Consider the following 26,877-nt stretch of genomic DNA (forward strand, 5'->3'; position numbering starts at 1 on the left):
TAAGATTTACCTTAATAAAACTCGCCAATAATTCCCCCTTAAGGGGGCTAGGGGGTTAATCTAATTTCAAAACTGCCATAAACGCCGTTTGCGGAATTTCTACATTACCCACCTGACGCATACGTTTTTTACCTTTTTTCTGTTTTTCCAATAACTTACGTTTACGGGAAATATCACCACCATAACATTTAGCTGTTACATCTTTACGTAAAGCACTCAGTGTTTCGCGGGCAATAACCTTAGCACCAATTGATGCTTGTATTTTAATTTCGAATTGTTGACGAGGAATCAATTCCCTTAATTTCTCGCAAATTTTCTTTCCAAAATCGTAAGCGTTGCTTCTATGGATTAATGAAGATAACGCATCAACAGGCTCATCGTTTAACAATAAATCTAATCGCACTAAATCAGATTTACGGTAACCAATTTGGTGATAATCAAACGACGCGTATCCTTTAGAAAGTGTTTTTAACCTGTCATAAAAGTCGAATACAATTTCGGCCATTGGCATTTCGAAAACCAATTCAACCCTGTCTGATGTTAGATATGATTGATTAGTAATCGCTCCTCGTTTCTGGATACAAAGCGACATTATTGGACCAACAAAGTCAGCTTTAGTAATAATATTTGCTTTAATGTAAGGTTCTTCAACCGAGTCCAGTTTACTTGGATCTGGCAAATCAGATGGATTATTTACAATAAACTCATCACCTTTTGTGGTGTGCGCAATGTATGATACGTTGGGAACCGTTGTAATTACCGTCATATCGAATTCGCGCTCTAAACGCTCCTGGATAATCTCCATGTGCAACATTCCTAAGAAACCGCAACGGAAACCAAAACCAAGTGCTGCAGAACTTTCTGGCTCGAAAACGATAGAAGCATCGTTCAGTTGCAACTTGTGCATCGCCTCACGTAATTCTTCAAACTCATCAGTATCTACAGGGTAAATCCCAGCAAAAACCATTGGTTTAACCTCTTCGAAACCTTGAATCGAATCTAACGACGGCCTGGCCACAGTGGTAATCGTATCTCCAACTTTTACCTCTCTGGCTTCTTTAATACCAGAAATAATGTAACCCACATCGCCAGTTTTAACCACATTACGTGGCGACATATCCAGTTTTAGAATACCAACCTCATCAGCCAGATATTCTTTGCCAGTATTGATAAACTTCACTTTATCGCCTTTTTTAATTTCGCCGTTTACCACTTTATAATAAGCAATAATCCCTCTGAATGAATTAAAAACAGAATCGAAAATCAATGCTTGCAGCGGTGCTTCCGGGTCGCCAACAGGAGCTGGCACACGATCAACAATCGCCTGGATAATATCAGGAATTCCCATTCCGGTTTTACCCGATGCTGGAATAATCTCTTCGCGTTTACAGCCAATTAAATCAATAATCTGATCTTTAACTTCCTCAGGCATAGCCCCAGGTAAATCCATTTTATTTAAAATCGGGATAATTTCAAGGTCGTGCTCTAAAGCCAAATATAAATTGGAAATAGTCTGGGCCTGAATCCCTTGCGAAGCATCAACAATAAGCAAAGCGCCTTCGCAGGCAGCAATAGAACGAGAAACCTCGTACGAGAAATCTACGTGTCCAGGTGTATCAATCAGGTTAAAATTGTATTCAATATCACCAACTTTATAGTTCATTTGTATGGCATGACTTTTAATCGTTATGCCTCTCTCACGCTCTAAATCCATGTTGTCGAGCAATTGTGCCTGCGCTTCACGCTTAGAAATTGTCTCGGTATATTCTAATAACCTATCAGCCAGGGTGCTCTTGCCATGGTCAATATGTGCAATAATGCAAAAATTACGTATATGCTTCATCTTTGCGCAAAGATATGCTTTTTAAGGTAATTTTTAATCTAGAAAATATCGATGCCAAACACATTAATTTGAAAAGCAGGTGCAATGGTTTTTCGGTTACTGCAGTCCTGCTTTCCACTTTACTCCATTGCATTCCGTGTACGTTCCAATCAGGTTTATTAACCATTTTTGTGGTAATTCTTTTGAAGGGTTTTATAACCTGATGCTTAAAATAACCACAGATAATGCTATTCAATTAATTTATCTGTGCTTATCCGTGCCTAACCCCGCCTGCCCGACAGGACAGGCGGGGTGAAAATTAAACCTTAATTTTTTTCCACTTACCCTTTTTAAACAAGATATAGGCTGCTACTGCAATTCCCGCTTCAGCCGTTGGAATGGCAATAAAAACACCTGTTGGTCCCATTTCTAAAAACTTAGCTAAAAAATAAGCTAGTGGAATCTGAAACAACCAAAAGGCAAAAATATTAATTTTTGTGGGTGTCCAGGTATCACCAGCACCGTTAAATGCACTACTGAATACCATTGCAGCTCCATAAATCACAAAACCAACGCTTAAAATTTTTAAAGCTTTACTTGCAACGGCAATTACTTTTTCATCTGAAGTAAAAAATGCCGCGAATAAATGGCCACAAGTTAAGAACAGCATACTTACTACAGCCATGAAAATAATAATATATTTTAAGGTCTGAAATACCGATTTTTCAGCGCGATCTATATGGCCCGCTCCCAAATTCTGGCCAACCAATGTAGCTGCCGCATTACTTAAGCCCCAGGCGGGTAACATGAAAAACATCATCAGTCGTAATGCAGTTTGGTAACCCGCCGATCCCGTATCACCACCTGTAGTGGCAACCAGTTCTGCTAAAAACACCCAGCTACAGCTTGCAATTACAAATTGAAAAATAGCTGGAGCTGCAATCTTAACGATAGCTTTAATCTGGGCAAAATCAGGCAAGAAATGACTAATGCGGATTTTTAATATATTTTTACCGCTAAACAGATTATAAATCTGATAAGTAACACCCAAACCACGACCAATTGTAGTAGCAATTGCAGCGCCCGTTAACCCAAATGCAGGTATAGGGCCTAAACCATTGATAAAAATAGGGCAGAGGATGATGTTCGCAATATTGGCGATCCATAAACTCCGCATGGCGATTGCAGCGTTACCAGCACCCCGAAAAATCCCGTTAATTAAGAATAAAAGTACAATAATAATACTACCACCCATCATAATGCGAACGAATGGAACACCTTGCTCAGCAGTTTCGGTTGAAGCACCCATGAGCAATAGAATGTCTCTGGCATAAATTAACCCCAGGATACTGATTATAATGTTGATGAAAACAGCGATCACTATGGTTTGCATTCCGGCTTTTGATGCCGCTTCTGGATTTTTCTCGCCAATTCTCCGTGCAACCACCGCGGTTGCAGCCATACTCAACCCAATGGCTAATGAGTAGATGATGGTTAACACAGATTCCGTTAAACCAACGGTTTGTATGGCATGGCTACTATTTTCCAGGTGGCCAACAAAATATAAATCAACCAAAGCAAAAACCGACTCCATAGCCATTTCTAGCATCATTGGAATTGCCAATAAAATGATTGCGCGTTTAATACTAATTGAAGTTAAATCAACCTCATGACCTTTTAAAGATTGAACGAGGATATCAAAAAAAGACGAAAGTTTGCCCTGCGTCTTTGTGGACTGTGACATATAATAAAAGTAAAGTGTAATGTATAAACCAATGATACGCCTTTAAGCGTACATATCTAAAAAATTGAAATGGGAGGGAATCCTCGGTTGTTTAGAACCTCAAACGGATTGCAGATACTATCATGGCTCTGGTCTTTTTGATGATGCAAATATAAATAAAATTTTGAATTGTCAAATTTTTATGACTAATTTTCAAGAAGGTGATTGATTTTTTCCACTGATCCATTGTCTGTGTCTCACAGACCATTCAGTTGGATTTATTAGTTTTTTTGCCACCGAAACACAGGACGCATGGTTTTTTAATCCATGCAATCCCTTAAATCTGTGTAATCAATATTTAAATACTGTAGGCTTTAATCATTTCTTCTGAAACCTTAGTTCCACGACCTGTATTCAGATCAATTAATACGTAATCAAAAATGCCATCTGATGCTACTTTACCCGTTTTTTGGTTGATAATTTCGAACTGAACAGCGCAACCTTTATCGTTAATGGTTAAGATACCTGTTCTGATCAACATTAAATCGTTCATCAACAGCGGACGTTTGAAATTAATATCTACATGGCTTACAACCCAACCCAAGCCTTGTTTGGTAAAATGTTCCCAGGGCATACCGTAAAATTTATCCATTTGCTCGTAGCGGGCTGCCAGTACATAATCCAGGTATTTACTGTTATGTACATGGTTAAACATATCGATGTCATCAGGACGGACACGTAATTCGCTTTCGAAAATGCTATATTGATTTTTTTCCAAGGATAAATATTTTTTTGCAAAAGTATAAATAGCTTTTGATATATGACGTAAAGACGTCTTGATGTAAATATATCTCATCTTTTTTTCGTATTTTTGATATGAAATGGGAAAACTCAAATTATATGATATTAATACTCCACGCGAAGCACTTGTTGAAGAGCGTGACAGTGTTTATTTGAGCCGTACCCCCGAGCAGCGCTTCTTTGGCGTTCTGCAGCTTAATTATATCTCGGTTACCATGAATGGTGGCCAACCTTTAAAATCACCACAAGGGAAAGGTATTATTATCCGTAAGCCAAACATATAAGTTAATATGTCTTTTGATAAGGAAAACCCTGAAATGCTTTTGCTGCTGGAAACATTCGAGCAATTTCAGGTGCACTACCTTATTGTTGGCGGCTTTGCCGTTAACCGATATGGTTATAACCGTACCACTGGCGATTTAGACATCTACTTAAAAGACACAAAAGAGAACAGGCAAAACCTTATTAATGCCTTAGATAAGATGGGATATGGTAAATATGACATGCTATTAGATGTTCCCATTATAGCGGGTTATTGTGAGGTTTTAATGGATGATGGCATGTATGCCGATCTAATGACTGATATTCCTGGACTGAATAAAGAGAAGTTTAATGAGTACTTTGAAATGGCTACAGTTGATGAAATAAATGGAATTAAAGCCAGATTTCTTCATTATAACCACCTTTTAGAAAATAAGCGGGCAACAAACAGACCTAAGATCAATTGGATGTTTTGGAATTAGAACGGATCAATAAGAAAAATTAAGTTTCTTGCACCAACCCAAGTTCTCTAAACCCGACTTAGCGGAAATCCTTTTTGATGCAGGTCTTCCACAGGCTCAGACTGACATTTACAAAAAGATTGCAGCGAGGGCGGGAGTGCAGCAACCGACTGAAACTGAACATTGCTTTACCCCTAAATCCCCTAAAGGGGACTTTTAACTATCATTTAATAACACTTGCTTATAAATAAAAATAGACTTATCTTTGCGCCACAATTAATTAATTTTTATTGCTTTAATATTATTCAAGAATGTATTTAAGTCCAGAGAAAAAAGCTGTAATCTTTAAAGAGCACGGCAAAGTAGAAACCAACACGGGTTCTGCAGAAGGTCAAGTAGCGTTATTTACATACCGTATTGCGCACTTAACAGAACACTTAAAGAAAAATCGTAAAGATTTCTCTACTCAGTTGTCACTTCAAAAATTGGTAGGTAAACGCCGCGGTATTTTGGCTTACCTATACAAAAAAGATATTGAGCGCTATCGTGCTATCATCAAAGCTTTATCGCTTCGTGATATCATCAAACAAAAATAAGCGCAAGTTTATCATTAAAAGCCATTCTTTAGGGAATGGCTTTTTAATTCCCTGTTAATTTTTAACGGGTTTTATTATAGATAGGCTTTTTTAATCCTATCTTGCGTTTGCAAAAACAATACATATATAAACAACGGTGTGTAGAAAGAGGAAAACACACCATAATTCTATTTAAATGAATGTAATAAAAAAATCGTTCGATTTGGGCGATGGCAGAATTGTAGAAATTGAAACTGGTAAATTGGCTAAACAAGCTGATGGTTCGGTTGTGGTAAAAATGGGCGATACGATGTTGTTAGCAACGGTAGTATCAACTGTTGGTGCTAAACCAGGTACTGATTTTTTACCTTTATCGGTTGATTATCAGGAAAAATATGCGGCTACAGGCCGTATTCCAGGAGGCTTTTTACGTCGTGAGGCAAGATTATCTGATTACGAGGTGTTAATCTCTCGTTTAGTGGATAGAGCTTTACGCCCAATGTTCCCAAGTGATTATCACTCTGATACACAGGTGATGATTTCTCTAATCTCTGCTGATAAAGATATAATGCCAGATTGTTTGGCAGGTTTAGCAGCATCTGCTGCATTATCAGTTTCTGATATCCCTTTTAACGGTCCAATTTCTGAAGTACGCGTTGCTAAAATTGATGGTAAATTGGTAATCAATCCATTGGCCAGCGATTTAGAGCGTGCAACTTTAGAGTTTATGGTTGCTGGTTCAGCTAACGATATAGGCATGGTTGAAGGTGAGTGTGATGAAATTCAGGAAGACGAAATGGTTGAGGCTTTAAAATTTGCACACGATGCAATTAAAGTTCAATGCGCCGTTCAGGTTGAATTAACGGAGGCTACTGGTAAAACCGTTAAACGTGAATACAGTCATGAAGACCATGATGCTGATTTAAAAGCTAAAGTTTATGCTGATACTTACGATAAAGTTTACGCTGTAGCAAAAGCAGGGGGCAATAAAGATGTTCGCAAAGAAGGTTTCACTGCCATTATTAATGAATTCTTCGAAGCAATGCCAGAAGATACAGCAGATTTAACTAAAGCAATGGTTAAACATTATTATCATGATGTTCAGTACGATGCCATTAGAAATCTATTGTTAGATGAAGGTATCCGTTTAGATGGTCGTAAGACTACAGAAATCCGCCCAATCTGGAGTGAAGTTGGTTATTTACCTGCTGCACACGGTTCGGCTGTATTTACACGTGGCGAAACACAATCATTAACTTCAGTTACTTTAGGTAGCAAAGATGATGAGCAAATGATTGATGGTGCTTTCTTTAATGGTTACAATAAATTCTTATTGCACTATAATTTCCCTGGTTTCTCAACTGGTGAGGTTAGACCAAACAGAGGCGCTGGCCGTAGAGAAATTGGTCACGGTGCTTTAGCACAACGTTCATTGAAAAAAGTATTGCCTCAAGGTGAAGCAAATCCTTATACGATCCGTATTGTTTCTGATATTTTAGAATCTAACGGTTCATCATCAATGGCAACTGTTTGTGCTGGTACATTAGCATTAATGGATGCAGGTATTAAAATCAAATCGCCGGTATCGGGTATTGCAATGGGTTTAATTACCGATGAGAAAACTGGTAAATATGCAATCCTTTCTGATATTTTAGGTGATGAAGATCATTTAGGTGATATGGACTTTAAAGTAACTGGTACCGAAAACGGTATTGTTGCTTGTCAGATGGACTTAAAAATAAACGGTTTATCTTACGAAGTTTTAACTAAAGCTTTGCTACAGGCTAAAGAAGGTCGTTTACACATCTTAAACGAGATGAAGAAAACCATCAGCTCACCTAACGAAGATTACAAACCACATGCTCCGCGTATTGTTTCTTTAACAATTGATAAAGAATTTATCGGTGCAATTATCGGCCCTGGAGGTAAAATTATCCAGGAAATGCAACGCGAAACTGGTGCTTCAATTTCTATCGAAGAAGTTGATGGCAAAGGTATTGTAGAAGTATTTGCAGATAACAAAGCAGCTATTGATGCGGCGGTTACCCGTATCCGTAACATCGTTGCTAAACCAGAAATTGGCGAAGTTTACCAAGGTAAAGTAAAATCAATTATGCCATTCGGTGCATTTGTTGAGGTTATGCCAGGTAAAGATGGTTTATTACACATCTCTGAAATTTCATGGGAACGTTTAGAAACCATGGACGGTGTATTAAAAGAAGGTGATAAAATCGAGGTTAAATTATTAGACATCGATAAACAAGGTAAAATGAAACTTTCTCGCAAAGTTTTATTGCCAAGACCAGAAAAACCAGCTGCGCCACAAGCGTAAAAAAGTCCGATATCCGCAAAGTCGGTAAGTCGGAAGATATTAATGATTAGCCCTTTCGGTGTAAAACTGAAAGGGCTTTTTTGTTTTAAATCGACTTAATGCGCTTCGTCATGCTGAATTTATTTCAGCATCTTTATTTCTTAACTTAAAAACTTCAGAGTTCTTTTGTAACTTGCATCGTAGCGTCATGCTGTCCAGATTTTATATCGGGATTAGCACCTTACCTGCTATTAAGATCCTGATCCCGAAATTTCGGAACAGGGTGACGATCGTTTTTAGATTTTGCTGATACAAATTATAATAACAATTTATTTACCGAATTAAAGAATTAAAGCTTAAATATGAAATACATCATTGCCCCATCTATACTTTCTGCTGATTTCGGCAACTTACAGCGCGATATTGAAATGATTAACCACAGTGAGGCCGATTGGTTCCACGTTGATGTGATGGATGGTGTTTTTGTGCCCAATATTTCCTTCGGTTTCCCGGTAATGGCTGCAGTAAAAAAGCATGCTACTAAACCGTTGGATGTACACTTAATGATTGTGGAGCCTGATAAATTTATCGGTGAATTTGCGAAAGCAGGAGCGGATCGAATCACCGTACATTACGAAGCGTGCACACACCTGCATAGAACTATTCAGTTAATTAAAGCATCTGGCTGCAAGGCTGGTGTGGCTTTGAACCCTCATACGCCAGTAACCTTATTGCAGGATGTAATTGAAGATCTTGACCTGGTACTCATCATGTCGGTTAATCCTGGTTTCGGCGGGCAAGCTTTCATTCACAATACCTACAAGAAAATAAAGGATTTAAAGGCCTTAATTCAAGGGGTAAACGAAAACTTAATTATTGAGGTTGATGGAGGCGTTGGTTTGCAAAATATTGCTACATTAGCATCAGCAGGTGCCAATGCTTTTGTGGCTGGAAATGCAATTTTTGCCACGGATAATCCATCAGAAACCATTTCCAAAATGAAAAGCCTGACAGTTAGCGTTATAAATATTTAATAGTTAATGTTTTATTGCTAAATTGTTTTTAGGATGAGGCGGATACAGTCTTAATACCTGATACTTTTGCCTTGATACTAAAAATGCTCAAATTTCGGCTGATCCTTTTCCTTTTAATTGCTGGTTGCGGTTTTGCTATAGCTCAGCCTTTAGTTAGAGTTTCGGGGATAGTTTATAGCGATGAAAAGTTGCCATTGTCTCAGGTTACCGTTATCGTTCTCGGACAGGCGCAATCAACAGTTACAGATGAATTTGGTGTATATACCATTTATTCAAAATCTAAAACATTTAGCATTAAATATTCGCTTCTGGGTTATCAACCTCAAACGATAAAGTTTAATGAGCGCTCAGGGTCGCGGATTACCAAACAGGTAAATTTAATACCCAATATTAATGAATTAGAGCAGGTTAACATTACCAATAAACAGAATCAGCTAAGTAATACCACTACCATTAATATTGCAGATGTTTCATCAATGCCATTGGTTTCCGGCAATTTTGAAACCATGCTCAAAACGCTGCCTGGTGTATCTACAAATAACGAATTAAGTGCCCAATATAGCGTTCGGGGAGGCAACTTTGATGAAAATCTGATTTACATAAACGATGTAGAAATTAACCGGCCAGTGTTGATCCGCAACGGACAGCAGGAAGGGTTAAGTTTTATCAATTCAGATCTGGTGAGTAAAGCAAAATTCTCTGCAGGTGGCTTTGAAGCGAAATACGGTGATAAACTTTCATCGATTTTAGATATCAGGTATGATAAGCCCGATAGTAATCAAACTATTTTTAGTACCAGTCTTTTAAATACCTCGTTAACTACTAAAAAAGATATTCAAAAACAGCTTTCTTTTGGCTGGTTTACGCTATAAAAACAATTCGAGCGTATTGATTAAACAGGATGAAAAGGGGAGTTACAGTCCAAATTTTGCCGATGCTCAGTTCTTATATCAATATGATTTTTCATCAAAATTAAATATCAGTTTTTTAGGGAGCTTTAACCTCGGTCAGTTTAAATTGGTGCCTACCAACAGGGAAACTCAGTTTGGGACTTTGAGCACAACATTAAGGTTAAATGTTGATTATACCGGACAAGAGATTGATGATTACCAAACTGCAGGCAGTGCCGTTACCGCTACCTATTCACCTAAACCAAACCTGGTAATCAAGTTTATAAACAGTTATTTTAGTACGATTGAAAGAGAACGTTTCGATATCAACGGCAGTTATATTTTTGATGAAGTGGACAATACTTTTTCAGGTGAAAATTTTGGCGTGATCAATAAAAACAGGGGTATTGGCAGTTATTATAATTATGGAAGAAATAGTTTTAAATACCCAAATCTTTGCTTCTGAAATAAAAGTAGATCAGAATTTTAACAATCATGTTTTTTCCTGGGGTTTAAAATTCGATAATTCGAAATATAACGACCAATTGAACGAGTACAATTACACTGATTCTGCGGGTTTTATTTTACCGGACAATTCGAAAAACATTATTTTGCAAAATGTGATTAACATGCAAAATAATATCGACATCAAAAACTACAGTACCTATATTCAGGATAGTTATTCGCTTTCAAATTCGGCAGAACTGCAATTAGGGGCTCGCGCTACATACAGTTCGTTAAGCAAACAATTGCTCATCAGTCCGAGGATGCTAATTGCTTACCGCCCCAATTCGAACAATAAAATTTTAAGGTTTTCTGCCGGTGTTTATAAACAACCGCCTTCCTACAGAACCATTCGTGATTTTTCGGGCGTGCTCAATATCAATCAGAAGGCACAAAGTTCTTATAACACTTCATTGGGTTATGAATATGCGTTTGATGCCTTTGGAACAAGATTGAAGTTTACTTCTGAAGCTTACTTTAAATATTCAGATCGATTAATTCCTTATAAAATCGATAATCTGAGAATTAAATACCTGGCGAATGAAGTGTCGCGTGGTTACGCTTATGGTGCAGATTTTAGTATTGGCGGCGAGTTTGTTAAAGATCTGGTTTCTTATTTCAGAATGTCGGTAATGCATGCCAATGAAGATATTATTGATGATAGTTATGTTCAAAATGGAACGACAATTTATCCGGGTTATTTAAAACGACCAACAGATCAACGCCTGAATTTTTCCATATTTTTTCAGGACAGGCTGTTGAATAGCCCGACATATAAAGTACACCTTAATGCACTTTATGGTTCTCGTTTACCAATTGGACCATCGCAAACACCAAGATATTTGGATAAGTTTTTTATCCCATCGTATAAGCGTGTAGATATCGGTTTTTCCAAAGATTTTCTTGATGACGCCGCACTACACAAACCTAAATTCCTGGACAAAAATTTCAGTTCAGTTATTCTTTTTTTCGAGGTTTTTAATATGCTGAATATCGATAATACTGTTTCTTACTTATGGCTGAAAGATGTAGATAATGTACAGTATGCAATTCCTAATTATTTAACAGGTAGGCAGTTTAACCTGAAATTGATTGTGAAGTTGAAAAACTAAGTTTCGTCAACTGCAAACCGCTAATTGTCAGTTGCCAACTTATCTGGGCGTTACCCAATCCCGTGAAATACCTATCGTGTGGACACATCTTTTTGAGGTTAATTTTTTAGGCGTTTTGCTAGCTTCCTCAAATAACACAATGTTTTAACCGAAGAACGCCGTCAATCCCAAGGGCCCGAGAAATCAAAAAAACAGTTGCAGGAAAGAACAGATAGTACTACCAAACCTAAAACGAAGTGCCGCTGTTTTTTTGATGCGTGTAGGATTGTGTAAAAGGCCCATTGCTGGATTGACAGAGCGCTTTGGGTACTTTGGCGCTCCAAAGTACCATGCCCCGCGGCAAAGAGCGGAAAATAATAAACATTTTTGTACTTAAAACGACAGTTCTTTGAATCGAGCTCGTTAGTAGCAAAAAAAGATGCTGAACTAAATTCAGCATGGCGATTGCCTTAGCCAAGAGGCAAAAATAAATTTAGATTTAAAACATGTGTCCACACGATAGGTGAAATACGAGAAAGGGCCAGGCTTTTCAGGGCTACGCTTCGCTCCGGTACCAATGAAGGATTGGCACTAAACCCTTACAATCCCTAACGCGAATCAATCGCATTAAATAAGATCTCACAGATTTTATCAATCAAGCATGTCAATCGCTCTATTTAGCCAGGTAAAACCAAAATAAATCAAGTGTTTCCAGTTAAACGATTTAATTACAAAAACTGCAATAAATTAATCAATTTTCTACTTTTTTTTAACAAAATTTAATTTTTTATGTTACGATTTTATGGGCATAACTCCTTTAAAAATTTTACATTTACGCCATAAAACATTATATAATAAGATGAAGCATAATTTTGGCGCAGGCCCTTGTATTTTACCTCAAGAAGTGTTTAAACAAGCAGCTCAGGCTGTTTTAGATTTTAACGATGGATTATCAATTTTAGAAATTTCGCACAGAACAACCGAATTTGAGGCAGTTGTTGCTGAAGCTGATAAGTTGGTAAAGGAATTATTAAATGTGCCGTCGGGTTATTCCGTTTTATTTTTACAAGGTGGTGCAAGTTTACAGTTTGCTATGGTTCCGATGAACTTATTGGGCGATGGACAAACAGCGAGTTATTTAGATACTGGTGTTTGGGCAACCAAGGCATTAAAAGAAGCTAAGTTTATCGGCAATGTAAATGTGGTTGCTTCTTCTAAAGATGCAAACTATACTTTTATTCCAAAGGATTTTGAAATCCCTGCTGATAGTGCTTATTTCCACTATACTTCAAACAATACTATTTACGGAACTGAGCTTTTCGAAGTACCTAAAACAAATGTCCCGGTTGTTTGCGATATGTCTTCTGATATTATGAGCCGTGTAATTGATGTTTCTCAATTCGATTTAATTTATGCCGGAGCTCAAAAAAATGTAGGTCCTGCTGGTTTAACCATTGCTATTGTTAAGAATGAAGTTTTAGGTAAAATTGACCGTAAAATTCCATCAATGTTGAACTACCAATCACATATCGATAATGATTCAATGTACAATACACCTCCGGTTTTCTCCATTTATGTAGCTTTATTAAACCTTCGTTGGTTAAAATCGAAAGGTGGCGTTGCTGAGATTGAAAAGGAAAATAAACAAAAAGCTGAAGCGCTTTACAGAGAGATAGATCGTAATCCGTTGTTTAAAGGGACCTGTGCAGTTGAAGACCGTTCAAGAATGAATGTTTGTTTCGTGATGGAAAATCCTGAATTGGAAAAACCATTTTTGAAATATGCTGAGGAGCAAGGTATTGTTGGTATTAAAGGACATAGAAGTGTTGGTGGTTTCCGTGCTTCGATGTATAATGCATTGCCAATTACAAGCGTACATGCTTTAGTAGATGCCATGCAGTTATTTGAAGAACAACAAGCAAAAGCAAATTAAGGATTAATTATAACTGCAGATTATCGATGCAATCGTTTTAATCTGTGCAATCATAAATAACAATGATTAAGATATTAGCAAACGATGGGATTGATCCGATCGGAAAAGAATTATTAGAAAAAGCAGGTTTCCAGGTTGATACTGAAACCGTACCTCAGGATCAATTAGCAGAAGCTTTAAAAAACTACGATGCCATTACTGTTCGTAGTGCAACAAAAGTTAGAAAAGAATTAATTGATGCTGTACCCAATATCAAGTTAATTGGTAGAGGTGGCGTAGGTATGGATAATATCGATGTAGAATATGCACGCAGCCAGGGGATTAACGTGGTAAACACGCCAGCTGCATCTTCATTATCTGTTGCCGAATTGGTGTTTTCTCACTTATTTACCGGTATCAGATTTTTACAGGATGCTAACCGTAAAATGCCTGTAGAAGGTTCAACCCAATTCAATAACCTTAAAAAAGCTTATGCTAAAGGAACGGAGTTAAGTGGTAAAACCATTGGTATTATCGGTTTTGGTCGTATCGGTCGCGCAACAGCAAAAGTGGCATTGGGTTTAGGTATGAATGTTTTGGCTTACGATTTATATCCTTCTGAATCAGAAATCACATTAGAATTTCAGGGTGGAAAATCAGTAAGTATTCCAATTAAAACGGTTTCATTAGACGAAGTAATTACAGGAAGTGATTTCTTTAGTTTACACACTCCATTTGCTGATAAACCGATTTTAGGAGCAGAAGAATTTGCTAAGATGAAAAATGGAGTAGGTATTGTAAACTGTTCTCGTGGTGGCACAATTGACGAGCCAGCTTTAATTGAAGCACTAAATTCTGGTAAAGTTTCTTTCGCTGGTTTAGATGTTTTCGATAACGAACCAACACCATTGGCAGAAATTTTAACACACCCTAAAATCTCCCTAACACCACATATTGGTGCATCAACCAACGAAGCACAAGAACGTATCGGCACGGAATTGGCAACGTTGATTATCGAGCATTTTAAGAAATAATAAATTTGTCATCCTGAGCTTGTCGAAGGACAATCGTGTTTCGACAGGCTCAACATGACATTCCATTAATCTAACGCATTCGTTAGCACCCAATAGCGGTAACCCAATACCCCCTTCTGAAAAGAGGTAAGCTTATTCGGATCTTTTTTATACAGACTTGGTAAAATTGCATGGTTAATTTTAACCAATACTTTAAACAGCGCTTTTTTCATAATCTGTTTATTTCTTTAAATTTATAGAGCTGTTAAAATCTATTTGTAATTTAAGAGTTGATTTTAGCGGTTTCATATTGCTGCAGTTTCTTGTTGAAGAAGTAAAATCCACCTGCCATTACTAAAATCAAAAAGGCAATAATATAGGTTGATAAACCTCCTTTATTCTTTTTATCTAAATCTTCTTTAAGTTGTGCATTTTGATCCTGCAATTTTTTAATTGTTTGCATATATTGTTCTATGCGCTGCTGAGAGTTATCCGCAACAGCTACTTTCTGCTGATTCTGCAAATCTTTATACTCCATTAACACCTTTAGCTCCTTGAAAATATTGTTATCAGTTAAAACTACCTGACGAAGAATTTCATTGGAATTTTTAATATCACGTTTGGTTTGCCAGCCAAATATTCCAGTTCGCTGATTTAAACTTTCATCATACTGACCAAATTTGTTACTTCTTTCTACAAGCAACGAATTTACTTTAGCGCGCTGTGCCGCATAAGCAGTGCTATCTTGCTGTGCAAATGCATGCAGGTTCAATAATACAATAGTAAGCAGATAAAAGTATTTCTTCATGTGATATAAACGTGAAAAGGGTTGAAGTTGTTTTGGTTGTAAATTTTGTCACTCTGAATTTATTTCAGAGTCTTTTCAACATAGATCAGGCTGTATCATAAGTTGTAATTTTTTCGAGTTTGTCACGTTGAGCTTGTCGAAACGCTTGGAGAGACTGGAATTGCAATAGTTTACTAGAGTTTTTTCGTTGTCAGATCAATTATTTCGAGAAGCATTACTTGGCTTTCTTTTAAGCAACATTTTTTCTATTACTTAGCATTTCTTCAAATTCTTTTGGAGTCATGTATGCAAGAGTAGAATGCCTTCTTTTTCGGTTATACCAGACCTCCACATATTCAAATATCGCCAATCTGGCTTGGCTTCTGGTGCGAAAATTTTCGTGGTATACCATTTCTGTTTTCATTGTTTTAAAAAAACTCTCCGCCACTGCATTGTCCCAGCAGTTACCTTTTCTGCTCATGCTTTGATTTACTGAAAATTTCATCAATTGCTTTCTAAATTCATTACAAGCGTATTGCAATCCTCTGTCTGAATGAAAAATTAATTCCTGGGTAATCGGACGGTTTCTTATCGCCATTTTCCATGCTGCGATCGTTGTTTGTCCGGCATCCATGGTTTCGCTAAGCGCCCAGCCAACAATTTTTCTATCTGCCAGGTCCATTACTGTCGTCAGATAAAGCCAGCCTTCACCAGTTCGGATATAAGTAAGGTCAGAGACCCATTTTTGGCCAATCTCCGCCGCATAAAAATCTCTGTTAAGAATATTTTCTGCAGGCAGATATAAATGGTCAGGATCAGTAGTCTGCACCCGATATTTATTGCGGGTAATACTTTTTATGTTTGCTTTCCGCATCAATCTGGCTACTCTTGGTCTAGAAACAAGGATTCCTTGTGCCTTTAATTCTGAGGTTATACGGGGCGCGCCATAACGGTATTTACTATCCTTGTGAATCTTTTTGATCTGCACCAAAAGTTCAGCCTGATCAATGGACCGCTTACCCAATGGATGTTTCAGCCAGTAATAAAAGCCACTACAGCTTACCGCGAACGTTCTACACATCTTTTCAACAGGAAATATCTGCCGGTGTTCCTTTATAAATCCGAATATCTCCCGTCTCCCTTGGAAAAGATGCCTACCGCCTTTTTTAATATGTCACGTTCTAGCTGTGCCTCTTTAAGCTCCTTTTGAAGCTTATTGATCAGTTTCTGGTCTTCGGTAAGGTTTACTAAATCTTGTTTAGCTGTTCCTTGCCGTTCCCTCCATTTACTTAGTAGATTAGGGCTTATACCTAATTCTTTTGCAACCTCTTTGATCGATCCACGAACCATAGCTAAATCTAAGGCCATTTTTCTAAAGGGTTCATCAAACATTTGTCTGCTCATATATTCAAATTTAAAGTTTTAAGTTTAAATCTGACAAACAAGACCTCTAGTCAAAGATAGCAACTCCAGACATTTAAACAGGTCCTTCGACAGGCTCAGGATGACAATTTTATATTTTTGATACAGCCTCATGAAAACTGCTCTTATTCGTTAAATCCAGCTTTAAGCTTTATTCTTTCTGCTTTGGCCTCAATTAAGGATGAAATTCAACCCGAACAATATCACCTAAATGCAAACCCAATAAGCCACTTGCTTTTCCTTTGTTAATGGCAATTTCCAGGTGGTTACTAATACCGAACAGGCAAAGTTTTTCCCCTTCCTGCACTTCGTTATAATGCCAGCTCAGTTGGGTGATGGTTTCACTTTTTCTAAAATACAGTGTAAAATCTCTATTCTTCTGGATTTTGGTAAAAAGGTCTTTGGTTATATTGGTAATTACATTGCAAAAAGTATCAATATATACCACGCTTCCGCGAATCACATCCCGTTCGATTACAGGATGTAAAAGCATCTTCTGCTCAATCTCTGCTACAGGTAAACCAATGTCTTTCAGTTTGCCACCTTTAGCCAGATGCGTTGCTGCTTTAACAAAAATATCAACCAAAGGGAAGTGTAGATATTTTAAATCCTGCATAATGTTCAGTTCTACCACATCTTCAGGGATATCATCAAAAAGAAGGGAGAAAATACCGTTATCAGCCCCGACAAAAAAGTGATCGCGATGCTTAATAGCAATGTATTTGGTGTTTTCGCTATAAACAGAATCGATACCGATTAAGTGCACCGTATTCTTCGGAAAGTAAGGGTAAGCGTTTTTTAGAACGAAGGCTGCGTACGAAATATTAAATGATGGAACCTCGTGGGTAATATCAACTAAATTAACATTAGGCATAAGACTCAACAGACTACCTTTAAGGGCACTCTGGTAAAAATCTTTTGAACCTAAATCTGTTGTTAAAGTAATTATCCCCATTAAAAATTCATTATTATTGCTTATTCTTGTGTACAGGCCTAAGCGTCTGCAAATATTCAAATTTTAATTAATATACCCCGATAACTTTTTAAAATACTACAGTTTGAACGAATTAAAATTAACTCTGGATACCGTAAATCCTGCTCACTTTTGGGGGCCGAATAACGAGAATTACGAAATGATTAAAGGTGCTTTCGCGAAGTTGAAACTGGTAGCGAGAGGTAGTGATGTTAAGGTTCTCGGTGATGAACAGGAACTTAAGACTTTCGAGGATAAGTTTAACCAGCTTATTGCACACCTCGAAAAATATAGCTCACTTACCAATAACGACGTCGAATCTATACTGGGTGCAAAAGCAGCTGGTGTAGTAAAAAAAGATGTAGAACAACCTACCGGAGGCGGTGGCGAGGTAATTGTTTTTGGTACAAACGGTCTGTTAGTAAAGGCAAGAACTGCAAATCAGCGCAAAATGGTGAGTAGTATTGCTAAAAACGACATTCTATTTGCCATTGGCCCTGCCGGGACCGGAAAAACATATACCGCCGTAGCACTAGCGGTTAGGGCATTAAAGAACAAAGAAATTAAACGGATCATCTTAACCCGACCGGCGGTTGAGGCAGGAGAGAACCTTGGTTTCTTACCAGGCGACTTAAAGGAAAAAATCGATCCATATTTACGCCCGCTATACGATGCATTGGACGATATGATTCCTGCTGAGAAATTGAAATTCTATATCGAAAACCGTACGATAGAAATTGCACCTTTGGCGTTTATGCGCGGACGTACCTTAGATAATTGTTTCGTGATTTTAGATGAGGCTCAAAATGCCACAGATATGCAGTTAAAAATGTTTTTAACCCGTATGGGGCCAACTGCTAAATTTATCGTTACTGGCGATGTTACACAGATCGATTTACCTAAAAAACAGATGTCGGGATTATTTAATGGCTTAAGGATTTTAGAAGATATTAAAGGAATCGATATTATTTACTTAAGCGGGGAAGATGTGGTAAGACATAAATTGGTGAAAGATATCCTGAAAGCTTACGGCGATATTCAGTAGATGAGTTCTGAGTCCGTAGTCTATAGTCTAAATCGACTATGGAGTGTGGACTAAAGACTTTCTGACTTCCGGACTTTTTTCCTATTTTTATCCCCTCATGAAAGCACTAAAAGAAACTCATTTTAATTTCCCAAATCAAAGTAATTTTTACAAAGGTAAAGTTCGCGATGTATACACTATAGCGGACCAGTTTATGGTAATGGTGGTATCAGACCGTATTTCTGCTTTTGATGTAGTATTGCCTGAAGCTATTCCGTTTAAAGGGCAGGTATTGAACCAGATTGCTGCTAAATTTTTAGCTGCTACTCAGGATATCGTTCCTAACTGGGTTTTAGACGTGCCAGATCCAATGGTCACCATTGGCCGTATCTGCGAGCCGTTTAAAGTAGAAATGGTCATCAGAGGTTACTTAGCTGGTCATGCATGGCGCGAGTATAGCAGCGGTAAGCGATCTGTTTGTGGTGTTTCTTTGCCTGATGGATTAAAAGAAAATGATAAACTGCCTCAGCCCATCATTACGCCAACTACAAAAGCTTCTGTAGGGCATGATGAAGACATCTCAAAAGAAGATATTTTATCAAAGGGAATCGTTTCCATAACCGATTACGAGAAATTAGAAGAATATACTCATGCTTTATACCAAAGGGGAACTGAAATTGCAGCAAAAAGCGGATTAATTTTAGTAGATACGAAATACGAGTTTGGTGCTGCCGATGGTGTGATCTATTTAATCGACGAAATCCATACACCAGATTCTTCACGTTATTTTTATGCGGAAGGATACGAGGACCGCCAAAATACAGATGAGCCGCAAAAACAACTTTCAAAAGAGTTTGTAAGAAAATGGTTAATTGAAAACGGTTTTCAAGGTAAAGATGGTCAGGTTGTTCCGGAAATGACACCTGAAATTGTAAATTCAATTTCAGAACGTTACATCGAACTTTACGAAAAAATAGTAGGAGAGACCTTTATAAAAGCTGATGCTGATGCAATTTCCAGCCGCATTGAAACTAATGTTTTAAAGGCTTTGGAAACACTTTAAATTCGAAAGAAATTTATACATTAGTAAAATAAAGAATAGAGAGATGAAATTTTCAGTAGATAAACACGATAAATATGTAACCTTAAAGTTAGAAGAAAATAAGTTTACAAACGATAATGCTCCAGGTTTGAAATCAGAGTTTTATTTGCTTAGTGCCGAGGGATTTCAAAATATAATTGTTGATTTAAGTCATGTAACGGAGTGTAGTGATGCACAGGATTTAAGCTGCTTATTGGTTGGCGACAGGCTTTGCAAATCGGCAGGCGGATTATTTATTGTAACCGGAATTAATGATGAGCTGGCATCGATTATCGAATTATCAAACATATTTCAATCTGTAACGTTTGTTAATACAATAGACGAAGCTACTGATTTTATCTTTATGGATGAGTTGGAAAAAGAGTTTAGAGGCGCTAAATAACAAAATATTTAAATAACAATCCGGCCTCGTAGTTTCTAAAAATCTACGAGGCTTTTTATATCTTATCATGATGAAATTTGAAGTTACAATTTTAGGAAGCAGTTCTGCAACTCCTGTATTTAACAGGAATCCTTCGGCACAGCTTTTAAATTGTAATGAAAAATATTACCTGATCGATTGTGGTGAAGGTACACAACAACAACTGACCAAGTACAACCTTAAAGCAGCCCGCATCGATTATATCTTTATCAGCCACTTACACGGCGATCATTACTTCGGTTTAATCGGATTGCTATCCAGTTTGCATTTAAATGGCAGGTTAAAACCCATGCAGATATTTGGCCCCAAACCTTTATTAGAAATTTTAGAGATCCAGTTCAAATATTCCGATACAGTATTGAGGTATCCGATTGAGTTTTTTCCTATCGAAGCCGATCAATCTACACAAATATTCGAGAATAGTGATTTAACAGTTAAGACCATTATTTTAAATCACCGCATTCCTACTACAGGCTTTATCTTTCAGCAAAAGAAACGCCAGCGCAAACTGATAAAAGAGAAGGCTGATGAAGTGCCTTTGGCTTATTATACGGCCTTGAAAAAAGGGATTGATGTAGAACTGCCAAATGGCGAGATTTTACGTAGTGAAGATTATACCAGAGAGGCAGATGCACCACGGTGTTATGCCTATTGCTCTGATACCTTATTTGATGAAAGTTACTTTGCTGCCATAAAAGATTGCGATACCTTATACCATGAAGCAACCTTTATGCACGACTTATTGGATAGAGCTAAAGAAACACATCACTCAACTGCTTTGCAGGCCGGAGAGGTAGCTAAAATTAATGGAGTAAAGAAATTACTCATCGGCCATTTTTCTTCACGTTATAAAACCTTACAAATGCTTTTAGAAGAAGCGCAATCTGTTTTTGAGCATACAGAATTGGCTGTAGAAGGAAGAACTTTCCATCTTTAATATTTTGATCATTTTTACCGCAGAGGAATGCAAAGATTCACAGAGTTGGGTGCAAAGCAAAAGTTAAATACAATCTGCGTCTATCTTCTTAAATCTGCGGGAACCTATAACAGAAGTTTTTCCCGCTAATAACGCAGATTACCGCAGAATTAATTCCATCCATTTTACATCGTTTAAAGATCCTTCATTGCATTCAGGATGACAAAAGAGAGGGTGTCAAAAAAACATTAATATAGAATTGTTGTAATAAAAAAAAGCCTTACAATTCAAAACTGCAAGGCTTTCAGATTTATAAAAATTAATTACTTGTCTTTTTTATTGCCACCACCAAATACAGAGAAGTGTACATAACGCTTAGGATTAGCTTTTAAATCGATCATTAATTCATCAAGGTTTTTGGAAGCATTATTTAAATTCTGATACATTTTATCGTCGTTTAATAATAATCCTAAACTGCCTTTTCCGTCTTTAATTCCCGAAATTACACTTTGTAAATCAGCAATGGCATTGTTTGCATTATCTAAAGTCTGTTTAAAGTTAGCAGCAGCAAACTTGTCAGTAACGGTATTAATATTAGTTAAAATATCACTGATTTTTTGATTATTGTTATTTAAGTTAGCTGTAATGCCTTCAACATTTTTGAAGATTGCTTCAATACGAGCACTTTCCGAACCTACTAAACCATCAACTTTTTTAGAGGTTGTTTCTAACGAGGCTAATGTACCGGCTATACTGTTAAAGCTCCTATCAACGTTTTTCTGAAAGTTAGGATTCAAGATAGAATTCACACTACTTAAAATAGAATCCATTTTACTAATAATTAACTCTGCTTTCTTTTGAACGGGTTGTACCTGCTCCATCAGCCCTTTCTCTACATTAGCGTTTAAGGTGTAACCATCTTCTGCCATTTTTTTAGAGTTACCTAACGACATTACAATGGCCTTGCTACCCAAAAGATCAGTACCTTCTAGGCGGGCAATACTGTTTTCGGGAATTTCATATTTGCTGTTCACACTTAAGGTAGCAATAATACTGCCGTCAGCCTGTAGCTCCAACTTGGCCACCCGGCCAATCTGATAGCCATTAATTAGGATAGGTTTTGATACGGTTAAACCATCAACCCTGGTATATTTTGCATATAATGTAGTTTCACTTGAGAAAATTGAATTTCCTTTTAAAAAGTTATATCCAATTATTAATAAAGCAATGGCAAATGCAGCTAAAATACCTACTTTGGTTTCGTTCTTAATCTTCATGAGTGTTTTATTTAATGGCTACAAGTGCTGAGGTATCATTTCTTCACTTGTTTTGAGCGTAATTAATTTTTGTGCTAAACCTTATAAATACACAAAGGTCGCACTATTTGTTTGGTATCAGTTTTATATTTTTTTTCAAAGTTAAAATAACTATCATTTATAATGCCACTTATTTAACCTCAATATTTTTTTTGTATGTTTTTATTGCTTCCAAAATAGAATTGGCGATCTCATTTTGTCCATTTTGGGAATTAATATATTTTTCTTCCTCTGTATTCGAGATAAAACCTACTTCTGTTAAAACGGCGGGCATACCACAGCGCTGCAGTACCAAAACCCCTTGTTCTTTAACACCACGGCTAAGTCGTTTATCCCTGCTGATATAACTGTTCTGTATTAATTTGGCAAATTTAATGCTTTTGTCTCTAAAGGTATTTTTTAAAAGTGATAAAAGGATAAAACTACTTGGATTGCCTGGATCATACCCATCATACTTGCTTTTGTAATTTTTTTCCAATTTAATATCAGCATTCTCACGGATGGCAGCGTCTTGTTCTTTTAACCGATGCGAGCCCGCAACCAATGTTTCCACCCCTTTAATATGCTTATTACCAGGTGGCATCGAATTGCAGTGTACCGATATGAAAAGATCTGCTTTAGCTTCGTTCGCTATTTCTGCCCTCCTGTACAAATCAACATCAATATCCGTTTTACGGGTAAAAATTATTTTAATATCAGGTAGTTCCTCTTTTAATAATGCGCCTAATTTTAATGCAATCTTTAACGAAATATCTTTTTCTTTCGAAAAATGACCAGAGGCACCGGGTTTTCTGCCACCGTGACCAGGATCTATAACAATTGTTTTGATCTTATAACCTTGAGCAGGAGCTTTTTCAGCAACTAGTAACGAAAATAAAAGTATTGTAATCAGAAGTTTAATCTTCATGCATCAGGAATATTAAAATGATGTTTCTGCTATGCGTTTATAATTTTTAATTGCTTTAATAATTCCATTCACAATCTCATTTTGTCCTTCAGGAGAGTTCATGTAGTCTTCTTCATCCGGATTACTCACAAAACCTATTTCAGTTAGCACAGCCGGCATAGCTGCACGAGCCAATACCGCAAGGCTTTTCTCTTGTACACCACGGTTGATACGGCCTGCATTAACATATTCTTGTTGAAGCATTGAAGCAAACTTTAAACTCCTTTCTCTATTGGTTTGTTTCATTAACGATAACATAATGTCACTCTCAGGCGTGTTCGCAATAAATCCCTCATAGTTTTTCTGATAGTTCTCTTCCAGAAACATCGATGCATTTTCACGTTTGATCACCTCATCCTGCTCACCTAAACGGCGAGTTCCTGATACGAAGGTTTCTGTTCCCCTCGTTGAGGTGCTTTTAGAGGTTACCGTTCTGTAAACCGGTACTTTTCTACCTCTTACTTTTTTATAATAATCTACCACTCTCGATACCCTAACCGGCATATCATTTAAGTGAATAGAAATAAATAAATCGGCTTTTGCATTATTTGCAATATTGATACGCTCGTATAAAGGAATAAATACATCCGACTGCCGGGTATAAATAACCCTGATATCTTTTAAACTATCCTGAAGCGCCCGGCCAAGGTTCAATGCAGTTTTAAGTGCTACATCTTTTTCCTTAGAATATACGCCATGGGTTGCACCATCTTTACCACCATGACCAGCATCAATCACAATTGTTTTAATTTTATATTCTTGCGCAAACGCTTGATTATCAATTGAATTTGATAACACTAAATAAATAATAACTGTTAAAAAGGATTTAAGATACATCAATGGTATATTTTTCACTAATTTTGAACGTTTTTGATTAAACATTTGTGCAAAAATAACATTCAAATACGAATTTGAAACTTCTTAAGAGCTCTATTTTACTAATATCTGTCATTTTATTAACACTTGTTGTTGGTAAAGCTAACGCATTTTCTCATTTTTCATTGCAACAAATCATCCAGCAAGACACAACTAAAAAGGATACGACTAAAAAGACCGGTAAAAATAATAGTAGTATCGACCAAAAAGTAGAATACAAAGCAGAGGATTCAGTAAAAATGAGTGCCGATAAAAGCATTGTCTATTTATACGGAAACGCAAGGGTGGTATACGGTGATTTTGAGCTAGATGCAGCTTATATCAAATACGACAAAAAGCAAAATTCCATTTTCGCCCGTGGTGTTAAAGATCCGAAAACTGGTAGATATACCGGAAAACCAATCTTTAAGTCGGGTGCTGATGGAACTGCCATAGCAGATTCTATTTTTTACAATTCAGAAACAACCCGGGCGAAAGTATATGGCGTTTTTTCTGAACAAGAAGGAGGTTTCTTCTCTGGTGGGCAGAGTAAAAAACAAATTGATGATGAGCTGCACATTAAAAATGTAATGTACAGTACCTGTAATCTTCCCCATCCGCATTTTGGATTAATGATTTCTAAAGGAGTGGTAACAGAGAAACAGATTATTACGGGACCGGTTTACATGATTATTGAAGATATTCCCACTTTTCTGGGACTGCCATTTGCATTTTTTCCAAAACCCAATAAACGAACATCAGGTGTAATCCTTCCCACACCAGGTGAAGATGCGACAAGAGGCTTTTTCTTGCAAAACGGTGGTTATTACCTGGGGTTGAACGATTACTGGGATGCTAAACTTTTAGGTTCTATTTATACCAATGGCTCTTATGAAACAAGTTTGCTGAGTAATTACACCAAAAGATATAAATATAACGGTAACATTAACTTAGCTTACTCTAGTTTTAAAGATGGTTTAGAAGGTACTGAGGCTTTTAGAAACCCCACCAAAAACTTTAGCATTAACTGGAGCCATAGCCAGAATGCCAATGCTAATCCTGGTACCACATTTAGTGCAAGTGTAAGATTAGTATCGACAGGAAAAAGGGGATATTATAAAAATACTGCAGCAGGTACTACTTACGATATTAACACCATTGCCACCAACTCAACAAGTAGTAGTATCAGTTACGCGAAGGCCTATTCGAACGGGATGAATTTCTCTTTGGCTGCATCAAGTGATCAGACTTTAAGTACAAGAGCAATATCGTTAAGGTTACCTGAAATGACATTCAATGTACCTACATTTAACCCATTTCGTCCAAAAGATGCTGTTGGCGAACAAAAATGGTATGAAAAACTTACCATAGGTTATAGCTTACAAGGAACAAACCGAATTGATACTTTTGATAGTTTGTTGTTTCAAAATGATGGCTTAAAGCGGTTAAGAAGTGGTTTTTCGCATAGCATCCCTGTAAATATGTCATTTACGGCTTTAAAATACCTTAACTTTAGCATAGGTGGTACCTACAACGAAGTTTGGAATTTCCAGAGTGTGAATAGAAGATATACGCAGTTTGCAGATAACACTTATACTTTTAGAGAAGACACCCTCAGTGGGTTTAAAAGAGCAGGGAGTTACAGCTTATCAACCAGTATGTCGACTAAAATTTATGGAAGAAGAGATTTTAATCCGGCTGGTAAAATTCAGGCATTAAGGCATGTAATGACTCCAAACGTTTCCTTCTCTTACTCTCCAGATTTTACCAAAGCAGGAGCGGGGCCTTTCAGACCTGCAATAGATCAGCATGGTAATCAGATTTATACCAGTGGGCAACCTTTAAAATATTCCATTTTTGATGGTATGGCACAGCCGGGCTCATTTGGCGGCCCCAATGCATCCATTGGTTTTGGGTTGGATAATACCGTAGAACTGAAGGTGAGGAATAAAAATGATACAACAGGAACAGGCTCAAAAAAGATCCCGATTATTCAGGGTTTGAGTTTTAGTGGATCATATAATTTCCTGGCTCCATCTTATAAATTATCTACTATTGGTTTTAGTGGTCGATCACAGTTTACCGATAAATTAGGAATAAACTATAATGGAACTTTAGATCCATATGCTTTAAAAGATACAACGGTTAATGGTCAAACCATTAAAATAAGAGAAGATCGCTTATTTTTCCAAAAGAACAAATTCCTGCCACGTTTAACCAATTTTGGTTTCTCATTCGATTACAGTTTAAACCCAGAAGCGTTAAAACGTAAAAACGAGGCTAACGATAAATTAGGGGAGGCAGCCAACAAAAAAGGAATGACCGATATACAGTCGGAACAATTAGCGGCTATAAGTCGTGATCCGAATGCATTTGTCGATTTTAATATTCCATGGAATTTCTCATTCTCTTACAGTTTTCAGTATTCGAATGACGGAAATAACAGTACAATTTCAAATACACTAAATTTTAATGGCGATGTTAACTTAACACCAAAATGGAAAGTTACATTTAACTCTGGCTACGATTTTAAGAACAATGGTTTAACCCCGATGAATTTAGCGATTTATCGGGATTTACACTGCTGGGATATGAGTGTAAACTGGGTGCCATACGGAGCTTATAAAAGTTATTCTGTAACCATAAAAGTTAAGGCATCGATATTGCAGGATTTGAAATTGAGCAAAAGACAAGGTTTTTACAGCACATACCAATAA

At 37.0% G+C, this 26,877-nt stretch carries 25 protein-coding genes; 15 read left to right on the forward strand and 10 right to left on the reverse strand.

Features of this window, described 5'->3' with window-relative positions:
• Nucleotides 1–55: 55 nt before the first annotated feature.
• The 3 genes from lepA to QF042_RS12710 all read right to left on the reverse strand — a co-directional run bounded on the left by lepA (nucleotide 56) and on the right by QF042_RS12710 (nucleotide 4,323).
• Nucleotides 56–1,843, reverse strand: a complete 1,788-nt coding sequence (lepA, locus tag QF042_RS12700) for a translation elongation factor 4 (RefSeq protein ID WP_307528879.1) — start codon at nucleotides 1,841–1,843, stop codon at nucleotides 56–58.
• Nucleotides 1,844–2,141: 298 nt separating this feature from the next.
• Nucleotides 2,142–3,566: an MATE family efflux transporter gene (locus QF042_RS12705; RefSeq protein WP_307528881.1), complete on the reverse strand. Its 1,425-nt coding sequence runs from the start codon at nucleotides 3,564–3,566 to the stop codon at nucleotides 2,142–2,144.
• 337 nt (nucleotides 3,567–3,903) lie between these two features.
• Nucleotides 3,904–4,323: a thioesterase family protein gene (locus tag QF042_RS12710; RefSeq protein WP_307528883.1), complete on the reverse strand. Its 420-nt coding sequence runs from the start codon at nucleotides 4,321–4,323 to the stop codon at nucleotides 3,904–3,906.
• Between the two features lie 103 nt (nucleotides 4,324–4,426).
• Between QF042_RS12710 and QF042_RS12715 the strand changes: the two genes are divergently transcribed.
• From QF042_RS12715 to QF042_RS12760, 10 genes are all read left to right on the forward strand, one after another.
• A complete protein-coding gene (locus tag QF042_RS12715) occupies nucleotides 4,427–4,630 on the forward strand; it encodes a hypothetical protein (RefSeq protein ID WP_307528885.1) in 204 nt (67 codons plus the stop codon).
• 6 nt (nucleotides 4,631–4,636) lie between these two features.
• On the forward strand, nucleotides 4,637–5,089 hold the full coding sequence (locus QF042_RS12720; RefSeq protein ID WP_307528887.1) for a hypothetical protein: 453 nt from the start codon (nucleotides 4,637–4,639) through the stop codon (nucleotides 5,087–5,089).
• A 290-nt stretch (nucleotides 5,090–5,379) separates the two neighbouring features.
• Nucleotides 5,380–5,664: a 30S ribosomal protein S15 gene (gene rpsO / locus QF042_RS12725; protein ID WP_029275143.1), complete on the forward strand. Its 285-nt coding sequence runs from the start codon at nucleotides 5,380–5,382 to the stop codon at nucleotides 5,662–5,664.
• Between the two features lie 175 nt (nucleotides 5,665–5,839).
• Nucleotides 5,840–7,975 carry a polyribonucleotide nucleotidyltransferase gene (gene pnp, locus QF042_RS12730; RefSeq protein WP_307528891.1) on the forward strand — a complete coding sequence of 712 codons (2,136 nt, stop codon included), beginning with the start codon at nucleotides 5,840–5,842 and terminating at the stop codon, nucleotides 7,973–7,975.
• A 341-nt stretch (nucleotides 7,976–8,316) separates the two neighbouring features.
• Complete coding sequence (rpe, locus tag QF042_RS12735) at nucleotides 8,317–8,988, forward strand: ribulose-phosphate 3-epimerase (protein ID WP_307528893.1); 672 nt, start codon at nucleotides 8,317–8,319, stop codon at nucleotides 8,986–8,988.
• Between the two features lie 83 nt (nucleotides 8,989–9,071).
• Nucleotides 9,072–9,860, forward strand: a complete 789-nt coding sequence (locus QF042_RS12740; protein WP_307528895.1) for a carboxypeptidase-like regulatory domain-containing protein — start codon at nucleotides 9,072–9,074, stop codon at nucleotides 9,858–9,860.
• Complete coding sequence (locus tag QF042_RS12745; RefSeq protein ID WP_307528897.1) at nucleotides 9,841–10,344, forward strand: hypothetical protein; 504 nt, start codon at nucleotides 9,841–9,843, stop codon at nucleotides 10,342–10,344. The genes QF042_RS12740 and QF042_RS12745 overlap by 20 nt, the downstream gene beginning before the upstream one ends.
• Nucleotides 10,304–11,494 carry a TonB-dependent receptor gene (locus QF042_RS12750; protein WP_307528899.1) on the forward strand — a complete coding sequence of 397 codons (1,191 nt, stop codon included), beginning with the start codon at nucleotides 10,304–10,306 and terminating at the stop codon, nucleotides 11,492–11,494. Before QF042_RS12745 ends, QF042_RS12750 begins: the two co-directional genes overlap by 41 nt.
• Nucleotides 11,495–12,332: 838 nt before the next feature.
• Nucleotides 12,333–13,406, forward strand: a complete 1,074-nt coding sequence (gene serC, locus QF042_RS12755) for a 3-phosphoserine/phosphohydroxythreonine transaminase (protein ID WP_307528901.1) — start codon at nucleotides 12,333–12,335, stop codon at nucleotides 13,404–13,406.
• 62 nt (nucleotides 13,407–13,468) lie between these two features.
• Entirely contained in the window at nucleotides 13,469–14,419 is a 951-nt protein-coding gene (locus tag QF042_RS12760) for a D-2-hydroxyacid dehydrogenase (protein WP_307528903.1), read from the forward strand.
• Between the two features lie 65 nt (nucleotides 14,420–14,484).
• Here the strand turns inward: QF042_RS12760 and QF042_RS12765 are convergent, their stop codons facing one another.
• The 4 genes from QF042_RS12765 to QF042_RS12780 all read right to left on the reverse strand — a co-directional run bounded on the left by QF042_RS12765 (nucleotide 14,485) and on the right by QF042_RS12780 (nucleotide 17,562).
• Nucleotides 14,485–14,631 carry a hypothetical protein gene (locus tag QF042_RS12765; protein ID WP_307528905.1) on the reverse strand — a complete coding sequence of 49 codons (147 nt, stop codon included), beginning with the start codon at nucleotides 14,629–14,631 and terminating at the stop codon, nucleotides 14,485–14,487.
• A 50-nt stretch (nucleotides 14,632–14,681) separates the two neighbouring features.
• Entirely contained in the window at nucleotides 14,682–15,206 is a 525-nt protein-coding gene (locus QF042_RS12770; protein WP_307528907.1) for a hypothetical protein, read from the reverse strand.
• Nucleotides 15,207–15,435: 229 nt separating this feature from the next.
• A protein-coding gene (locus QF042_RS12775; protein ID WP_307528909.1) for an IS3 family transposase occupies nucleotides 15,436–16,589 on the reverse strand; the annotation gives its coding sequence in 2 pieces (ribosomal slippage) (nucleotides 15,436–16,355 and nucleotides 16,355–16,589; 1,155 coding nt in all).
• A 193-nt stretch (nucleotides 16,590–16,782) separates the two neighbouring features.
• The gene (locus QF042_RS12780; RefSeq protein ID WP_307528911.1) at nucleotides 16,783–17,562 is read right to left on the reverse strand and encodes an S-adenosyl-l-methionine hydroxide adenosyltransferase family protein; all 780 of its coding nucleotides are present in this window, start codon (nucleotides 17,560–17,562) and stop codon (nucleotides 16,783–16,785) included.
• Between the two features lie 103 nt (nucleotides 17,563–17,665).
• On the opposite strand from QF042_RS12780, the gene QF042_RS12785 reads away from it, so the two are divergent.
• The 4 genes from QF042_RS12785 to QF042_RS12800 all read left to right on the forward strand — a co-directional run bounded on the left by QF042_RS12785 (nucleotide 17,666) and on the right by QF042_RS12800 (nucleotide 21,064).
• Nucleotides 17,666–18,625, forward strand: a complete 960-nt coding sequence (locus tag QF042_RS12785; protein ID WP_057934214.1) for a PhoH family protein — start codon at nucleotides 17,666–17,668, stop codon at nucleotides 18,623–18,625.
• Nucleotides 18,626–18,722: 97 nt separating this feature from the next.
• Nucleotides 18,723–19,667 (forward strand): phosphoribosylaminoimidazolesuccinocarboxamide synthase, encoded by a 945-nt coding sequence (locus QF042_RS12790; protein ID WP_307528914.1) that lies wholly within the window; start codon nucleotides 18,723–18,725, stop codon nucleotides 19,665–19,667.
• 43 nt (nucleotides 19,668–19,710) lie between these two features.
• Nucleotides 19,711–20,088 (forward strand): STAS domain-containing protein, encoded by a 378-nt coding sequence (locus QF042_RS12795; protein ID WP_307528916.1) that lies wholly within the window; start codon nucleotides 19,711–19,713, stop codon nucleotides 20,086–20,088.
• A gap of 70 nt (nucleotides 20,089–20,158) precedes the next feature.
• Nucleotides 20,159–21,064 (forward strand): ribonuclease Z, encoded by a 906-nt coding sequence (locus QF042_RS12800; RefSeq protein ID WP_307533283.1) that lies wholly within the window; start codon nucleotides 20,159–20,161, stop codon nucleotides 21,062–21,064.
• A gap of 302 nt (nucleotides 21,065–21,366) precedes the next feature.
• Here the strand turns inward: QF042_RS12800 and QF042_RS12805 are convergent, their stop codons facing one another.
• The 3 genes from QF042_RS12805 to QF042_RS12815 form a co-directional block, all read right to left on the reverse strand.
• Nucleotides 21,367–22,320, reverse strand: a complete 954-nt coding sequence (locus QF042_RS12805; protein ID WP_307528918.1) for an MlaD family protein — start codon at nucleotides 22,318–22,320, stop codon at nucleotides 21,367–21,369.
• A gap of 169 nt (nucleotides 22,321–22,489) precedes the next feature.
• Entirely contained in the window at nucleotides 22,490–23,266 is a 777-nt protein-coding gene (locus tag QF042_RS12810; protein WP_307528919.1) for an N-acetylmuramoyl-L-alanine amidase, read from the reverse strand.
• Nucleotides 23,267–23,278: 12 nt separating this feature from the next.
• A complete protein-coding gene (locus QF042_RS12815; protein ID WP_307533285.1) occupies nucleotides 23,279–24,142 on the reverse strand; it encodes an N-acetylmuramoyl-L-alanine amidase in 864 nt (287 codons plus the stop codon).
• 164 nt (nucleotides 24,143–24,306) lie between these two features.
• On the opposite strand from QF042_RS12815, the gene QF042_RS12820 reads away from it, so the two are divergent.
• A complete protein-coding gene (locus QF042_RS12820; RefSeq protein ID WP_307528921.1) occupies nucleotides 24,307–26,877 on the forward strand; it encodes a putative LPS assembly protein LptD in 2,571 nt (856 codons plus the stop codon).

The sequence above is a fragment of the Pedobacter sp. W3I1 genome (assembly GCF_030816015.1).
In the GTDB taxonomy this organism is placed as follows: Bacteria; Bacteroidota; Bacteroidia; order Sphingobacteriales; family Sphingobacteriaceae; genus Pedobacter.

What these genes read in the sequence shown, in the direction of transcription:
- QF042_RS12760 (WP_307528903.1), top strand. Translation starts at nt 13,469, where the DNA reads ATGATTAAGATATTAGCAAACGATGGGATTGATCCGATCGGAAAAGAA.
- QF042_RS12715 (WP_307528885.1), top strand. Translation starts at nt 4,427, where the DNA reads ATGGGAAAACTCAAATTATATGATATTAATACTCCACGCGAAGCACTT.
- QF042_RS12770 (WP_307528907.1), bottom strand. Translation starts at nt 15,206, where the DNA reads ATGAAGAAATACTTTTATCTGCTTACTATTGTATTATTGAACCTGCAT.
- QF042_RS12750 (WP_307528899.1), top strand. Translation starts at nt 10,304, where the DNA reads ATGGAAGAAATAGTTTTAAATACCCAAATCTTTGCTTCTGAAATAAAA.
- QF042_RS12790 (WP_307528914.1), top strand. Translation starts at nt 18,723, where the DNA reads ATGAAAGCACTAAAAGAAACTCATTTTAATTTCCCAAATCAAAGTAAT.
- QF042_RS12815 (WP_307533285.1), bottom strand. Translation starts at nt 24,142, where the DNA reads ATGTATCTTAAATCCTTTTTAACAGTTATTATTTATTTAGTGTTATCA.
- serC (WP_307528901.1), top strand. Translation starts at nt 12,333, where the DNA reads ATGAAGCATAATTTTGGCGCAGGCCCTTGTATTTTACCTCAAGAAGTG.
- QF042_RS12810 (WP_307528919.1), bottom strand. Translation starts at nt 23,266, where the DNA reads ATGAAGATTAAACTTCTGATTACAATACTTTTATTTTCGTTACTAGTT.
- pnp (WP_307528891.1), top strand. Translation starts at nt 5,840, where the DNA reads ATGAATGTAATAAAAAAATCGTTCGATTTGGGCGATGGCAGAATTGTA.
- QF042_RS12765 (WP_307528905.1), bottom strand. Translation starts at nt 14,631, where the DNA reads ATGAAAAAAGCGCTGTTTAAAGTATTGGTTAAAATTAACCATGCAATT.
- QF042_RS12795 (WP_307528916.1), top strand. Translation starts at nt 19,711, where the DNA reads ATGAAATTTTCAGTAGATAAACACGATAAATATGTAACCTTAAAGTTA.
- rpsO (WP_029275143.1), top strand. Translation starts at nt 5,380, where the DNA reads ATGTATTTAAGTCCAGAGAAAAAAGCTGTAATCTTTAAAGAGCACGGC.
- QF042_RS12780 (WP_307528911.1), bottom strand. Translation starts at nt 17,562, where the DNA reads ATGGGGATAATTACTTTAACAACAGATTTAGGTTCAAAAGATTTTTAC.
- lepA (WP_307528879.1), bottom strand. Translation starts at nt 1,843, where the DNA reads ATGAAGCATATACGTAATTTTTGCATTATTGCACATATTGACCATGGC.
- QF042_RS12720 (WP_307528887.1), top strand. Translation starts at nt 4,637, where the DNA reads ATGTCTTTTGATAAGGAAAACCCTGAAATGCTTTTGCTGCTGGAAACA.
- QF042_RS12800 (WP_307533283.1), top strand. Translation starts at nt 20,159, where the DNA reads ATGAAATTTGAAGTTACAATTTTAGGAAGCAGTTCTGCAACTCCTGTA.
- QF042_RS12805 (WP_307528918.1), bottom strand. Translation starts at nt 22,320, where the DNA reads ATGAAGATTAAGAACGAAACCAAAGTAGGTATTTTAGCTGCATTTGCC.
- QF042_RS12705 (WP_307528881.1), bottom strand. Translation starts at nt 3,566, where the DNA reads ATGTCACAGTCCACAAAGACGCAGGGCAAACTTTCGTCTTTTTTTGAT.
- rpe (WP_307528893.1), top strand. Translation starts at nt 8,317, where the DNA reads ATGAAATACATCATTGCCCCATCTATACTTTCTGCTGATTTCGGCAAC.
- QF042_RS12740 (WP_307528895.1), top strand. Translation starts at nt 9,072, where the DNA reads ATGCTCAAATTTCGGCTGATCCTTTTCCTTTTAATTGCTGGTTGCGGT.